Origin of the sequence: Neoroseomonas soli (genome assembly GCF_018129065.1) — a bacterium.
Lineage (GTDB): Bacteria > Pseudomonadota > Alphaproteobacteria > Acetobacterales > Acetobacteraceae > Neoroseomonas > Neoroseomonas soli.
In genome coordinates this window covers 35,481-49,105 of the sequence record NZ_JAAEDM010000027.1, presented here as the reverse complement: position 1 = coordinate 49,105, position 13,625 = coordinate 35,481, and the positions used below count along the sequence as shown (strand labels likewise).

At 71.7% G+C, this 13,625-nt stretch carries 13 protein-coding genes; 10 read left to right on the top strand and 3 right to left on the bottom strand.

Annotated elements, in window-relative coordinates; genetic code table 11:
• Positions 1-147 precede the first annotated feature (147 nt).
• The 6 genes from GXW76_RS11975 to GXW76_RS11950 are packed head-to-tail and all read left to right on the top strand — an operon-like array spanning position 148 to position 5,676.
• Positions 148-1,044: an AAA family ATPase gene (locus tag GXW76_RS11975; protein WP_211862252.1), complete on the top strand. Its 897-nt coding sequence runs from the start codon at positions 148-150 to the stop codon at positions 1,042-1,044.
• On the top strand, positions 1,041-2,294 hold the full coding sequence (locus GXW76_RS11970; protein WP_338150944.1) for a VWA domain-containing protein: 1,254 nt from the start codon (positions 1,041-1,043) through the stop codon (positions 2,292-2,294). The genes GXW76_RS11975 and GXW76_RS11970 overlap by 4 nt, the downstream gene beginning before the upstream one ends.
• Positions 2,291-2,623: an XdhC family protein gene (locus tag GXW76_RS11965; protein WP_211862251.1), complete on the top strand. Its 333-nt coding sequence runs from the start codon at positions 2,291-2,293 to the stop codon at positions 2,621-2,623. Before GXW76_RS11970 ends, GXW76_RS11965 begins: the two co-directional genes overlap by 4 nt.
• Positions 2,620-3,360, top strand: a complete 741-nt coding sequence (locus tag GXW76_RS11960) for an XdhC family protein (protein WP_211862250.1) — start codon at positions 2,620-2,622, stop codon at positions 3,358-3,360. The genes GXW76_RS11965 and GXW76_RS11960 overlap by 4 nt, the downstream gene beginning before the upstream one ends.
• Positions 3,357-5,009 (top strand): NTP transferase domain-containing protein, encoded by a 1,653-nt coding sequence (locus GXW76_RS11955; protein ID WP_211862249.1) that lies wholly within the window; start codon positions 3,357-3,359, stop codon positions 5,007-5,009. The genes GXW76_RS11960 and GXW76_RS11955 overlap by 4 nt, the downstream gene beginning before the upstream one ends.
• Positions 5,010-5,055: 46 nt before the next feature.
• Positions 5,056-5,676, top strand: coding sequence for a hypothetical protein (locus GXW76_RS11950; protein ID WP_211862248.1), 621 nt, complete (start codon positions 5,056-5,058; stop codon positions 5,674-5,676).
• A 163-nt stretch (positions 5,677-5,839) separates the two neighbouring features.
• On the opposite strand, the gene GXW76_RS26150 is transcribed toward GXW76_RS11950, so the two are convergent.
• From GXW76_RS26150 to GXW76_RS11935, 3 genes are read right to left on the bottom strand one after another with little or no spacing between them, the layout of a single operon-like run.
• Positions 5,840-8,014 carry a glycosyltransferase 61 family protein gene (locus GXW76_RS26150; protein ID WP_211862247.1) on the bottom strand — a complete coding sequence of 725 codons (2,175 nt, stop codon included), beginning with the start codon at positions 8,012-8,014 and terminating at the stop codon, positions 5,840-5,842.
• Entirely contained in the window at positions 8,011-8,787 is a 777-nt protein-coding gene (locus GXW76_RS11940) for a hypothetical protein (RefSeq protein WP_211862246.1), read from the bottom strand. The genes GXW76_RS26150 and GXW76_RS11940 overlap by 4 nt, the downstream gene beginning before the upstream one ends.
• A 32-nt stretch (positions 8,788-8,819) precedes the next feature.
• A complete protein-coding gene (locus GXW76_RS11935) occupies positions 8,820-10,088 on the bottom strand; it encodes an amidase (RefSeq protein WP_211862245.1) in 1,269 nt (422 codons plus the stop codon).
• A 78-nt stretch (positions 10,089-10,166) separates the two neighbouring features.
• Here GXW76_RS11935 and GXW76_RS11930 point away from each other — a divergent pair, with 78 nt between their 5' ends.
• The 4 genes from GXW76_RS11930 to GXW76_RS11915 all read left to right on the top strand — a co-directional run bounded on the left by GXW76_RS11930 (position 10,167) and on the right by GXW76_RS11915 (position 13,343).
• Positions 10,167-10,661: a hypothetical protein gene (locus GXW76_RS11930; RefSeq protein WP_246514142.1), complete on the top strand. Its 495-nt coding sequence runs from the start codon at positions 10,167-10,169 to the stop codon at positions 10,659-10,661.
• Positions 10,658-11,032 (top strand): hypothetical protein, encoded by a 375-nt coding sequence (locus GXW76_RS11925; protein WP_211862244.1) that lies wholly within the window; start codon positions 10,658-10,660, stop codon positions 11,030-11,032. The genes GXW76_RS11930 and GXW76_RS11925 overlap by 4 nt, the downstream gene beginning before the upstream one ends.
• A 19-nt stretch (positions 11,033-11,051) precedes the next feature.
• Positions 11,052-12,296, top strand: a complete 1,245-nt coding sequence (locus GXW76_RS11920) for an MFS transporter (protein WP_211862243.1) — start codon at positions 11,052-11,054, stop codon at positions 12,294-12,296.
• A gap of 69 nt (positions 12,297-12,365) precedes the next feature.
• Positions 12,366-13,343 (top strand): Gfo/Idh/MocA family protein, encoded by a 978-nt coding sequence (locus tag GXW76_RS11915; protein WP_211862242.1) that lies wholly within the window; start codon positions 12,366-12,368, stop codon positions 13,341-13,343.
• The last annotated feature ends 282 nt before the right edge of the window (positions 13,344-13,625 follow it).

Genomic DNA, 13,625 nt, shown 5'->3' with positions numbered 1-13,625 from the left:
CGCCGCGCCGGCACCGCGCCCGGTGCCGGCCGCGCCCGCCGGCATCTCGATCTTCGACCTGCTGCCGGAAGCGCCGCTCGGCATCCCGCTGATGGCCTGGGTCGGCGGCGCCATCATGGTCGTGATCCTCGCGCTGATGTTCCTCCGGTGAGCGATCCCCGCACCGTCGAGGAGACCCAGGCGCTGCTCGCGGCCGGCGGCTATGTCGCCGACCGCGCGCTGGCGACCACGGTCCACCTCGCGCTGCGCATGGGGCGGCCGCTCTTCCTCGAAGGCGAGCCGGGCACCGGCAAGACCGAGATCGCCAAGGTGCTGGCGAAAACGCTGCCGCGGCATCTCGTGCGCCTGCAATGCTACGACGGGCTCGACCTTTCCGCCGCGGCCTACGAGTGGAATCACGCGCGCCAGCTCATGGCCATCCGCCTGGCCGAAGCGGCCGGCGAGACGGACCGCGAGGCGATCGAGCGCGGCATCTACGACCGCAAGTTCCTCCAGGCCCGCCCGCTGCTGCAGGCGCTGGAAGGCGAGCCCGCGGTCCTGCTCATCGACGAGCTCGATCGCGCGGACGAGCCCTTCGAGGCCTTCCTGCTCGAGATCCTCGCCGATTTCCAGATCACCATCCCGGAACTCGGCACGGTGAAGGCGATGGCTCCGCCGGTCGTCATCATCACCTCCAACCGCACGCGGGAGGTGCACGACGCGGTGCGCCGCCGCTGCCTCTACCACTGGGTGGACTACCCGGATGCGGCGCGGGAACGCGCCATCCTGCGCGTGCGCGCGCCGGGCCTGCCGGAGAAGCTCTCGGCGCAGATCGTGGCCTTCGTGCAGAAGGTCCGCGACGGCGACTACTTCAAGCTGCCGGGCGTCGCCGAGACCATCGACTGGGCGCAGGCGCTCGCAGCGTTGGACGCGAAGGAACTGGAGCCGGGCGCCGTGGATGAGACGCTCGGCGTGCTGCTCAAGTACCAGGACGACATCGCCAAGCTGAAGGGCGCCGAAGCCGCGCGGCTGGTGTCGGAGGCCGTGGCGGCGGCCGCGGGGTGACGCCCGATAGGGACGCCGCGCGGATCATCGGCGCAGTCCAGGCGCGCGCGGCCGGGGCCGCCACGGCGCCCGGCGGATACCTGGCCGAGAACCTGCTCGCCTTCACGCGGCTGCTGCGGCGCACCGGCCTGCCGCTCGGCCCCGGCGAGGCCATCGCGGGCCTCGAGGCGCTGACCGAGATCGACATCGCCGAGCGCCGCCAGGTGCACGCCGCGCTGCGGGCCGTGATGGTCCACCGGCGCGAGCATTTCGAGATCTTCGACCAGGCCTTCCAGCTCTTCTGGCGAGACCCCGACGCGGCGGCGCACGCCGCCGCCATGGCGCTGATGGATGGCAACAAGCCGAAGGACGAGAAGGCGCCGCCTGCCTCCCGCCGCCTCGCGGAAGCGATGCAGGAGAACCGGCCGAAGCCGAAGCCCCCCGAGGAACCGCCGCCGCGGCACGACATGACCTTCACGGTCAGCGAGCGCGAGCGCCTGCAGCAGATGGATTTCGAGGCCATGTCGGCCGCCGAGATCGCGGCCGCGAAGCAGGAGATCCGCCGCCTCGTGCTGCCGCTCGATGAGCAGCGCACGCGCCGCTTCCGCCCCGATGCCCTCGGCCCGGTCGCCGACCTGCGCGCGACCGTGCGCCAGTCCCTGCGCACCGGGGGCGAGATCCTGAGCCTCGCGCGCCGCCGCCGCGTGACGCGGCCGCCGCCGCTGGTGGCGCTATGCGATATCAGCGGGTCCATGTCCCGCTACGCGCAGATCCTGCTGCACTTCCTGCACGCCGTCGCCAATGACCGCGACCGCGTGCACACCTTCCTTTTCGGCACGCGGCTCACCAACGTCACGCGGCAACTCAAGCACCGCGACCCGGAAGTGGCCTTCGAGATGGTCTCGCACATCGTGCCGGACTGGTCGGGCGGCACGCGGATCGGCGAATCGCTCGCGCTGTTCAACCGGCTCTGGGGGCGGCGCGTGCTGGGCCAGGGGGCGGTGGTGCTGCTCATCACCGACGGGCTGGACCGGGAAGGTGCGAAGGGCCTCGCGGAGGCCACGGAACGCCTGCGCGGATCCTGCCGCCGGCTCATCTGGTTGAATCCCTTGTTGAGATTCTCGGGCTTCCAGCCCAAATCCCAGGGCATCCGGGCAATGCTGCCCCATGTGGACGATTTCCGCCCGGTGCATAATCTGAACAGCCTGCGTGACCTGGTCGCCACCCTGTCCGGCCGTCACGCCACGCAGCGCGGGAGGATGGCGGCATGAGCACCGACACGACGCAGTCCGAGGACATCCTCGCCACCGCCGCCGCCTGGCGAGCGGAAGGCGAGAAGGTCGCGATCGCCACCGTGGTCGAGACCTGGGGCTCCTCCCCTCGCCCGGCCGGTTCGCGCCTTGCGGTCACGGCCTCGGGCCGGCTTGCCGGCTCGGTCTCCGGCGGCTGCATCGAGGGCGCCGTCGCCGACGCCGCGAAGCAGGCGATGGCGACCGGCACGCCGCAACTGCTCGATTTCGGCGTCACCGACGAGCGCGCGTGGGAGGTCGGCCTGTCCTGCGGTGGCAAGGTGAAGGTCTTCGTGGAGCCGCTGACGTGAAGGCGGAGATCCTCGAAAGGCTGCAGGCCGAACGCGCCGCGCAGCGCCCGGTCGTGCTGCTGACGCGCATGACCGATGGCGAGCAGCATCTCTGGCCGCAGGAAGCCCTGCCCGCCACGCTCGCGGAAGCCGCGCGCGCGGCCCTCGGCAGCGAGAAGGCGGGCAACGTCACGCTCGACGGCGAGACCTGGTTCGTCCACCCGCACAACCCGCCGCTGCGCATCATCGTCGTCGGCGCGGTGCACATCGCGCAGGCCATGGCGCCGATGGCGGCACCGCTCGGCTTCGAGATGATCGTGGTGGACCCGCGCCGCGCCTTCGCGACCGAGGAACGCCTGCCCGGCATCACGCTGCGCACCGACTGGCCGGACGAGGCGATGGCGGAACTGAAGCCCGACGGCCGCAGCGCCGTGGTCACGCTGACGCACGACCCGAAGCTGGACGACCCCGCGCTCGACGCAGCGCTGCGCTCGCACGCTTTCTACGTCGGCGCGCTCGGCAGCCGCCGCACCCATGCGAAGCGCGTCGCTCGGCTGAAGGATCTCGGCCATGGCGACGATGCCATCGCGCGCATCCACGCTCCCGTCGGCCTCGACATCGAGGCGGTGACGGCGCCCGAGATTGCGCTCTCCGTCATGGCGGAGATCGTCGCCGCCCGCCGCGGCGCGGCGCTCGGCCAGCCGCGCCTGCAACCCGCCCCTGACCAGGGCCGCATCAGCATCGGTCTTTCCGCATGATCTTCGGCCCGACGCCGATCGAGGAGGCCAAGGGTGCCATCCTCGCCCATTCGCTGCGCCTGCCCGGCAAGGTCATCAAGAAGGGCACCGTGCTCGACGAAGAGGCCGTTGCCGCGATCAAGGATGCCGGCAAGCGGGATGTCATCACCGCCCGCCTCGAGGCCGGCGACGTGCCCGAGAACGACGCGGCGGAACGCCTGGCGGCGGCGCTGACGGCGCCGCTCGTCGCGCGGTCCCGTGCCGCGACCGGCCGGGTGAACCTGCTCTCCGAGACCGCCGGCCTGCTGGTGCTGGATGCGCGGCGCCTGGACGGCATCAACGCCGTGGACGAGAGCCTGACCGTCGCGACCCTGCCCAACTACACCCCCGTCGCGGCGCGCGAGATGATCGCGACGATCAAGGTCATTCCCTTCGCCGTGCCGGGGAAGTTGCTCGGCGTGGCGGAGGCGGTGGCCCGCGGGGGCAAGGCGCCGGTCTTCGCCGTCCATCCCTTCCGCCCGCTCAAGGTCGGCCTGGTGCTGACCGAACTGCCCGGCATCAAGGAAAGCGTGATGGAAGGCGCGGTGGAGGCCACCGCCGCGCGGGTCGAGGGGCTCTGCGGCAGCATGCTGCCCGTCGAGCGCGTCCGCCACGAGGAAGCGCCGGTCGCCGAGGCGCTCGGCCGGCTGAAGCGCGCCGGGGCGGAGGTCCTGTTGATCGCCGGCGCCTCGGCCGTGGTGGACCGCCGCGACATCGGCCCCGCCGCCATCGTGCGCGCCGGGGGCCGGATCGAGCATTTCGGCATGCCGGTCGATCCGGGCAACCTGCTCTGCCTCGGCCGCGTCGGCGATACTCCGGCCATGGTCCTGCCGGGCTGCGCGCGCAGCCCGAAGCTGAACGGCTTCGATTGGGTGCTGCAGCGCGTCTTCGCGGGCGTGCCGGTGGCGGCGCGCGATGTCATGGCGATGGGCGTCGGCGGGCTGCTCAAGGAGATCGAGGTCCGTCCCCTGCCGCGGGAACAGGCACCGCGCGTCGCCCCGCCGGCGCTGGCCCCGCGCCGGGCGCGCAACGTCGCCGCCGTGGTGCTCGCCGCCGGGCGCTCGCGCCGCATGGCGCCGCTCAACAAGCTGCTGGTTGCCGACAACCAGGGCACGCCGATGGTCGCGCGCGTGGTGGACAACGTGCTCGCGAGCCACGCCCGCCCCGTCATCGTCGTCGTCGGCCACGAGCGCGATCGGGTGGAGGAAGCGCTCGCCGGCCGCCCGGTCATCTTCGCCCATGCCGAGGACTACGCCGAGGGGCTCTCCGCCTCGCTCAAGGCCGGGCTCGCGGCGCTGCCGGCGGATGTGGAAGGCTTCGTCGTCTGCCTCGGCGACATGCCGCTGGTCTCGGGTCCGATGCTGGACCGGCTGATCGCCGCCTTCGACCCGGAGGAGGGCCGCGCCATCGTCATGCCGACCTTCCGCGGCAAGCAGGGCAACCCGATGCTCTGGTCGCGGGAATTCCTGCCCGAGATGTTGGCGATCACCGGCGATGTCGGCGCCCGCCACCTGATCGGCACGCATGCCGACCGGATGGTCGAGGTCGAGATGGCGGACGACGCCGTGCTGCGGGACTTCGACACAACGGATGCGTTGAAGGCAATGCCGGGCGCGGGCCGGGGCGGATAGGCTGCGCGGCGGCGCGGATCCAATTTGATCGCGGGGTGGTTCAAGAATGATGGCTTCGCTTCGTTTCGGCTTCATTGTCCTGTCGATGCCGAAATGCGCCTCCTCCTCCTTGCAGCAAGCATTGATGCCGGTCTGCGACGTTCGTTTCAAAGATCACATGAAGCATGTGAGCTATGCCTTCGTCACGGATTGGGTCTTGCCAATGATGAAGGCGCGCAGGGCCCCCGCCCCCTATGAGCCGCGTGTATTTTCACTTGTAAGAGACCCGATAGACTGGCTTTATTCTTGGTACCGCTATTCCTGGGACGAAAGAGGGCGCCCCACACCGGGAGGCGGCGCTAAGGAACAGCCGGTCTATTCAACGTTCGCCTCATTCCTCGATGCCTATTTCTCATCGAAGCCACCGCGCGTAGGCGGTGTGCTGCGGCAGTCCGATTTCCTGCGGGACCGCACCGGCGCGCTCGGCGAGGTGGAACTGTTCCGCCTCGAATCGCACGCTCGTTTGATCGCGACTCTCGAGACATTGAGTGGGCAGAAGCTCGACGTGAAGGTGACGAACCAATCCCGAGCCCGCAGCGATGTGGATTTCGAAGGCATCGATCTGCTCGCGCTGCGTCGGCGCCTTGCCTCGGAGTACGAGCTTTACGACGCCATCCCGGCGAGCTGACGTGAGGCCGCGCCTTCGCCGCCCCATGGTCATCGGCCAACGCCACGCATTCGACATTCAGGACACGCGGAGAGCCCGCCGTCAGCGGAGGCTTCGGATTCGCGTGGGCAGTCGCGGCCGCACTTGCTGGCATGCCGAGGCGGCCGCCGCGTGGAACACTCCGTCAGCGAACGATCAGGCTGGCTGCCGTCTTCGGGTCTCGGAGACGGATTGAGGTACGTGCGCCCACCCCGCCGACGACCTCATGTTCCACCTGCAGGATCTGCTGCCGGAAACCCTTGGCCGATGCGATCTCGATAAAGGTCCGCCACAGGTCCCGCGGGATGCCGCGATCCAGAATGCTGACCCTCGCCCGCACTCGGTCCAGCAGCAGCAGCAGATGGAACGCCGAGCCCATGAAGCCCGCGATGTCCTCCGCCTCCGCCAAGGCTTCGAGTTGCCCAGCGAGCGGCAGGGCTTCTGGCGTCACGATGGTCCACCCGGCCGAGATGAGGCTGTGCTCGACCTCGTCCTCGCCTTCGATCAGCGCCTTGCCCCCGCTGAGGCCCCGGCGCGAGAGCCAGATTCGGCGGCCTGGCTGCGGTGGCCTTGCCGACACGGCGCCCAGTGCCTGGGCCTGCTCGGGGGAGAAGCGCCCGCCCATCACGGCGCCTTGCGCGGGGACCACCAGGCTTTCCGCCGCCACTGTCTCAGATAGAACCAGGTCCTCCCTTACGGAAAGGCCGAGGAGGCAGAGAATTTCCTGATGCACACTTCCCAGTTTCCCGCCGCGACGGTGCCACAGGACGGGAAGCTCAGGATGTCGCCTGAGGTACCAGGCACGCGACAGGCTCTCGACCAGGAAGTGCCCGATATGCGGCATGAGAATGCCGCCATAGGCGTAGCGCCCCGACAGGAAACGCGCGACCGGCCCCGGCTCGGCGCCGCCCATCCGCCAGCTTCGGCGCAGGAAATCGCCTTCCGGGATGGCGGAGCCGTCGGCCGCAAGGATCGCCATCCGAAAGGGGACGCCGGGCGCTCCGCTGTGACCCGGCGGCACGAGTATCGCCCCTGCGACCAATCGGCCGCGCGCCTCCGGTTCTACGGGCACGACGGCGCCGCTCGGCAGGTCGCGATGCAGGTGCGCGTGCTTCACCTCGCGGCTCATGGCCGGGAAGGCAGCGGTGACCTGATACGGCATGGGCAACACGGCCCCGCTGGCCTGCGCCTCGGTGATGGCGGCGGCTTCAAGCGCGAGTTGATCGATCCACCACAGGTTGGTCCCATCGTGCCGCCAGAAATAGTCGATGGCCCCCGCGACCGCTGCGGCATAGCGCCGCCCCCGAGGCCCGTTCGGCACGAAGAAGAGGCCTGCGGCCAACCGGCGCCAGGGCAGATAGCCGCTTGCCGAGCGCGGCCGGATGCGCGCCATCACGCGGTCCGCCTTCGCCGCCTCCGCCAGCAATTGCGCCACCGCGGGCGTCGGCTCGGGCAGGCTGTCGGCATCGAGGATGAGCAACGAGCAGCCGAGGCGCTCCATCACCATCGGCGCGACCAGGAAGCGCGCGCATGCATGGAAAGCGCGCTCGGCCGAAGGCGCGGGACCGGCGGTCACGGCAAGCGTTGTGCCAAGCGCCTCGGCCCGCGCGTGCAGCCCCGCGGCGATCCGCTCCGCTTCGGCCCGCGGGGCCACCAGATGGAGGTGCAGTCCAAGCCCTTCGGTGCCGGCAAGACCGCGGAGCAGCCCTTCGGCGAAGGCCGCCGCATATCGCGGGTCGACCGACGCGCTCGCCATCACCGCCGGCATTGCGGCAGGCAGCGGTCCCACGGGCTCGGCGATCGCGCCCAGGGCAGCTGGAGCGGATGGAAAGGCCGCCGGCAAACGCCGGATGAACCGAACGGGCGAAGCGAAGTCGAAGCGCTCGAACAAAGGCGAGGCCTCTGCACCGGCCTCGGCGAGGCGCGCGAACGCGAGTTCGGCATCGCCGGCGACATAGGCGCGCACGCCCTCAAGCACGCCAAGGAACGTCCGGGAGCGCGGTGGCATGCTCGCGGCTTCGTCGATCAGGGCGTCGAGCGCGCCAAGTAGCGCCGGCGTCGCCTTCTCCGTCCGCGCTTCCCAATGCGTGGGCTCGCGCAGCAGCGCGAGGGCCGCCAGCACCAGAAGGTAGTGGGCCCAGCGATCCGGCACGCCGCGCTGAAGTGCATCCCGCGCCGCGACGTGCAGTTCCGGAAGTGTGCCCGTGGCAACGGCATGCGAGACGATCTGTCGGATGGCGGCGAGCGCGGCCGCCTGATCGCCGGCCACGGCCAGCTTGCTCAGCGGCGTGGCGATAAGGGTGTCGCCTTCGGCGTTCACGAAGCTTGGGCTCTCACCGGCAGGTTCGGAGTGAAGAAACCGTCCTCCTCGATCAGCCAATGCATGCGATTCAGCCCATCCAAGGTGCGCCGCACCAGGTCCTGGTCTTCGAAGCGGCGGAGCAGGCGGCTACTACCCTGCTTGAACGTGACGAGCTCCGGCGCCGCCGGCTCTGTCACGCCAATGTACCGCGCGGCATTGCGCAGGAATGCAGCGTTCGACAGGTCCTTGTACTCGATCAGGCAGAACGGCTTCCCCGCCTGGTCGCATTGCGCGATCAGCCCGTCGTAGTAGCGCCGGTAGTGGTCGTACTCGTGCAGGAACTCCTCGGGCGAGAAGGAAAGTACCGGCGACGGCAGGGCTGCGGCGGGGCTGCGCGCGATGTATCGTCCGGTCAGCCGCGCCGTCCGCTGGGAGGCGAAGAGCGCGAGGAAGTTTTCCCGGTAAAGCACCAGCACGCGCCAGTCGGGCGCGGAGACGACGTGGTCGCGGACCTGCGCGCTGTGGCCGCGGAACCACTTGAAGCCGAAGTTCGAGGTCGGGCAGGCGGCGGCAACGCGCGCCAGAAAGGCGACCGGGTCGGCATCCCGCTCCGCCATCAATGCGGCCTGGTCCTTTCCTGCCGCGGGCATGAAGCGCGGCAGGTGGACCTTGTTCTGGTGAAAGATCTCGTGCGCGAAGGAAGTGTCGGGCTGCGCGTCGAGATACTCCATCAGCATGGTGGAGCCCGACCGTGCATGCGCCAGGAGGACGGTCTTCACCTGCACGGCCATGGCGGCTCCGTTACTGCCCGGGCTCGGGTCGGTCAAGCAATCGCCGCCCGCACCCATTCCGCCCAGGCCAGCACCGCCGCGTCGTCGCCGATGCGCCCGGCAATCTGCACGCCGAGCGGCAATCCCTTCGGCCCGGTGCCGGCCGGAACCGTGATGCAGGGGCCGTGCAGCAGGGTCCAAAGCGCGTTGAAGGCCGGGTCGCCGGTCCAGTCGAGGCCCTTCGGCGCCTCCCCCGGCGCGGCGGGCGTCAGCACGGCGTCGAAGCCTTCGATCGCCGCGGGGAAGGCGGCGCGGGCGGCGGCGAAGGCGGCGCGGCCCTCCACCAGCTTCGCGCGCGGCTGCGCCCGCGCCCAGTCCATCCGGTCCTGCAGCACGGCCGAGAGCTGGGCGCGCGCATGGGCGAGTTCCCAGCCGATCGCCTCGGCGCTTTCCATGTTCATCACATAGGGATGCGCGGCATAGGCGGCGTCGAAGGCCTCGGGCAGCGTGACCGGGGTGACGGTCGCGCCGGCGCGGCGGCAGGCCTCCGCGGTGCGCTCCATCAGCGCGAGGGTCTCGGGCGCCGGTTCCACGGCGGCGGGCGCCATCACCAGGGCGAGGCGCGGCGCACGGGGCGCCTGCCGCTCCGGTGCGCCGTAGTCGAGGCCGGACATGGCGTGCATGGCCAGCGCACAATCGGCGACGCTGCGGGCCATGACGCCGATGGTGTCGAGGCTCTCGCTCATCACCTTCATGCCGGCGCGGTGCAGCGTGCCGTAGGACGGCTTGAAGCCCACCACGCCGCAATAGGCCGCCGGGCGGACGATGCTGCCCGCCGTCTGGGTGCCGAAGGCGATCGGGAAGAACCCCGCCGCGACGCCCGCCGCAGAACCGGAGGAGGACCCGCCCGGCGTATGCGCCGTGTTCGCGGGATTGGCCGTCGGCCCGGGGTGGCGGGTGGCGAATTCGGTCGTCACGGTCTTGCCGATCACGACGGCCCCGGCCGCCCGCGCCGCGGCGACGCAGGCGGCATCCGAGCGCGGCCGGTGCCCCGACCAGGCCGGGGATCCGTATTGCGACGGCATGTCGGCCGTGTCGATCACGTCCTTCACGCCGATCGGGACGCCCGCGAGCGCCCCCTGCCCGGCCGCCGCCGCGGCGCGCCGCGCCAGCGGGGCGTCGAGCCAGGCGAAGGCACGGACCTCCGGCTCGCGCGCCGCGATGCGGTCGAGGCAGGCCTCCATCAGGGTGGCCGGCGAGAGGCGCCCGGCGCGCATGGCGGCGAGGGCGGCGGAAACGGTCAGGTCTGCGGTCTCGGTCATGGCGCCATGACGGCGCGGGCGAGGCGAGCGGTCAAGCCACCCTGGCGCCGGCCCGCCCGCGGTGCCACATCCCCGTCCATGCCAGCGCCGATCCGGGTCGCGCGCGCCCCTGACGGGGTGCTCGCCTATGCCGTTCCCCTGCCGCCCGAGGCCCTGCCCCCGGTCGCCCCGCGCGACCTGGAAGCGGCCTGGGACCATGCGCGCGCCGCCGCGGCGGCTGAACGCTGGGGCGCGCCGCGCCGGCTGCTCTTCCTGCGCGCCGACGGGACGCCGCAGGAATTGGTGCTCGCCGACACCGACGCCGCCTGCTGGGCGGAGGCGGTGGATGCGCGGCACGACCTCGGCACCCTGTCCGGCCTCTCGCTTTGCCTGCGCTTGCTGGCGCTGGTCGAGGTGATGACGCGGGCGCGCTGGCTCGCCGGGCTCTACAGCCTGACGCCGGACGGGATCGACCTGCACCCGGCGTTGCTGCGCGCGGCGGCCTCCATGCCGCTGGACGCGGCGGCGCGGTTCGACGAAACGGGACTTCGGCGGCTATTGTCACGCCCGATTCCTTCCGGAGTATCCGCATGATCCGCCTGGCGCCCGTGCTGCCGCTTCTCGCATCCCTGGTACTCGCGGGCTGCTCGACGGCCGAGGCACCGCGCTCGATGCGCTCGGCGACAGCCGCGGCCGGCGACGACGCCGCGCTGCGCAATGCCTGCGAGGCCGAGGCCGAGCGCGCCGTGATCTACCGCGAGCGCGGCCAGGAAGCCCGGCTCGACCGCGACCTCGGCCAGACCGACCAGACCAACACCATCCCGTCGCTCCGCGTGCAGTCCGACGCCTTCAACCGCCGCGTCCTGCGCGAGGAACTGATCCGCGACTGCATCCGCGCCAATACCGCCGGCCCGCAGCCGACGGACCGGACCCCGGCCCCGGCGCCGCGCGGGCGGAGGAACTGAAGGCGCGGCGCGCCGCGCGATGGCCTCACTCGGAACGCTGACGCGGGCGCTCTCGCACCGCAACGCCCGCATCTTCTTCGGCGCCTCGCTGGCCGCCTGGACGGGCCTGTGGATGCACCGCATCGCGGTGTCCTGGCTCGCCTGGGAACTCACCGGCAGCGCCTTCTGGGTCGGGCTCGTCGCCTTCTGCGACCTGGCGCCGGCGGTCATCGCGAGCCCCATCGCCGGGGCGGTCGCCGACCGCGCGGACCGGCTGCGCCTGACCATGCTGAGCCAGGCGGCGATCGGGCTGAACGCGGCACTGATCGCGGCGCTCGTGGCCGCGGACCTGATGGGCATCCATCTCCTGCTGGCGCTCGAGGTGGTGGGCGGCATCGCCGCCTCCTTCGCGCAGCCGGCGCGGCAGTCGCTCATGCCTGGGCTGGTGCCGCCTGCGGACCTGCCGGCGGCGGTGGCGCTGAATTCCCTCACCTTCAACGTGGCGCGCTTCATCGGGCCGGCGCTGGCCGGGCCTCTGATCGCCGTGGCCGGCGTATGGCCGGCGATCGCCGCCAATGCCCTCGCCTACCTGGTCGCCACCACCACCACGCCGATGCTGCGCGTGGAGGCCGCCGCGCGGCGCGGCCATTCGGCGAACACGAGCCTGTTCAGGGAGACGCTGGACGGCATCCGCTACGCGGCGCGCCATCCGGGGCTCGGCCCCATCCTGGCCTTCGCGGCGGTGGCCGCGGTGCTGCTGCGCGGCGTGCAGGAGATCCTGCCCCCCTTCGTCGATCGGGCCTTCGGCCTGGGGGCGGAGGCGCTGGCGGTGCTGACCGCGGCCTTTGGCGTCGGCGCGCTGGTCTCGGGCCTGGCGGTGGCGGCGCGCGGGCGGATGGCGGGGACGACGCGGCTCGCGGTGCTCGGCGTCGCCGCGCTGGCGCTGGCGACGGCGGGATTCGCCGCGACCGGGTGGTTCGCCTTCGGCGTGCTCTGCGCGGCCTTCATGGGGGCGGCGGGATCGGTGCATGGCATCAGCGTGCAGACGCTGGCGCAGAATTCCTCCGACCCGTCGATGCGCGGGCGGGTGCTGAGCCTCTGGGGATTGATCACGCGGGCCTGCCCGGCGCTTGGGGCGCTGATCCTCGGCGGCGCGGGGGAACTCTTCGGCCTGCGCTGGCCGGTTCTGCTCGCCGTGGCGCTTTCCCTGGTCGCGGTCGCCTGGGGCCTGGCGCGGCTGCCACGCATGGCGGCCGCGCTCGAGGGCGAGCAGGCCGGTCGGTAGCGGCCTCGTCGCCCCGCGCTCCGCGCGGTAGGAAGTGCGCCGTCGATCCAATTCGAAGGGGAGTTGCGGATGCTGAAGGCCGCCATCGTGGGCATGGGCAAGTGGGGCCAGACGCTGGTGGACAGCGTCCAGGGCAAGGATGGCGCGGGCATCCGCTTCGTCGCCGGCTGCACCGGGCGGCCGGAGCGCGCCGCGGACTGGGCGGCGCGGCAGGGCGTGCGCATCCTGCCCTCCTTCGAGGCCGTGCTGGCCGACCGCGAGGTGCAGGCGGTCGCCATCGCCTCTCCGCACGGAATGCACGCCGAACAGGTGATCGCCGCCGCACGCGCCGGCAAGCACGTCTTCGTCGAGAAGCCCTTCACCATGACCAAGGTCTCGGCCGAGGCGGCGGTGGATGCCTGCCGCAACGCCGGCGTGGTCCTGGCGCTCGGCCACAACCGTCGCTTCCTGCCCGCGGTCGCGGAGATGAAGGCGATGCTCGCCGATGGCCGCCTCGGCACGCTGTTGCATGTCGAAGGGCAGTTCAGCGGGCCGGGCGCGCTCGCCTACAAGCCGGGCATGTGGCGCGCGAACCGTGCGGAAAGCCCGCTCGGCGGCATGGGGGGCATGGGCATCCACATGGTGGACATGTTCATCAACCTCGCCGGCCGCATCGCGGAGGTGACGGTGCAGTCCCATGCGCGCGTGCTCGACAACGGGCTGGACGACACCACGGCGGGGCTGTTCCGCTTCGAAAGCGGGGCGACGGCGAACTTCGCGACGCTCGCCTATGCGCCGCGCTACTGGCGTGTCGGGCTGTTCGGGACCGATGCCTGGGCGGTGCTGCACGGGCATGAATCGCTCGTCACCTGCCGGCGCGACGGCACGCCCGAGGAGAAGGTCTTTCCCGTCACCGACATCGAGCGTGCGGAACTCACGGCCTTCGCCGCGGCGGCGGCGGGCGGGCCGGCGTATCCGCTGCCGCTCCAGGACGCGATCCACGGCGTCGCGGTCTACGAGGCGATGATCGGCGCCGCAGCTTCGGGAAGCACCTACCGCGTGGCGTGAAGCGCTTCGTGGCGGCGGGCCGTCGACGCGGCAGGATGCGCGCATGACGCCCCGCCGCCGCCCTCCCGCTGCTGCTGGTCGCCTGCGCGATGCGCGGCGCGGCGGCGAGGTCCACCGGCCCTTAGCCTGCCGATACGTGCGCGCCCGGAGATGCCTCGAAACACAGCGCCGCAGGCAAGGCACGGACCGCGGCCGACGACGGCGGGGCGCGCGGCCGCTGCCCCGATTGCGCCGCGCTTTCCAGCGGCAAGGGCTGACAGCGTCCGGGGGGTCATTCCCGAT

Excerpts from the sequence above, each read along its gene's own strand:
- GXW76_RS11965 (WP_211862251.1), top strand. The coding sequence starts at position 2,291 with ATGAGCACCGACACGACGCAGTCCGAGGACATCCTCGCCACCGCCGCC.
- GXW76_RS11955 (WP_211862249.1), top strand. The coding sequence starts at position 3,357 with ATGATCTTCGGCCCGACGCCGATCGAGGAGGCCAAGGGTGCCATCCTC.
- GXW76_RS11950 (WP_211862248.1), top strand. The coding sequence starts at position 5,056 with ATGATGGCTTCGCTTCGTTTCGGCTTCATTGTCCTGTCGATGCCGAAA.
- GXW76_RS11940 (WP_211862246.1), bottom strand. The coding sequence starts at position 8,787 with ATGGCCGTGCAGGTGAAGACCGTCCTCCTGGCGCATGCACGGTCGGGC.
- GXW76_RS11935 (WP_211862245.1), bottom strand. The coding sequence starts at position 10,088 with ATGACCGAGACCGCAGACCTGACCGTTTCCGCCGCCCTCGCCGCCATG.
- GXW76_RS11930 (WP_246514142.1), top strand. The coding sequence starts at position 10,167 with ATGCCAGCGCCGATCCGGGTCGCGCGCGCCCCTGACGGGGTGCTCGCC.
- GXW76_RS11925 (WP_211862244.1), top strand. The coding sequence starts at position 10,658 with ATGATCCGCCTGGCGCCCGTGCTGCCGCTTCTCGCATCCCTGGTACTC.
- GXW76_RS11920 (WP_211862243.1), top strand. The coding sequence starts at position 11,052 with ATGGCCTCACTCGGAACGCTGACGCGGGCGCTCTCGCACCGCAACGCC.
- GXW76_RS11915 (WP_211862242.1), top strand. The coding sequence starts at position 12,366 with ATGCTGAAGGCCGCCATCGTGGGCATGGGCAAGTGGGGCCAGACGCTG.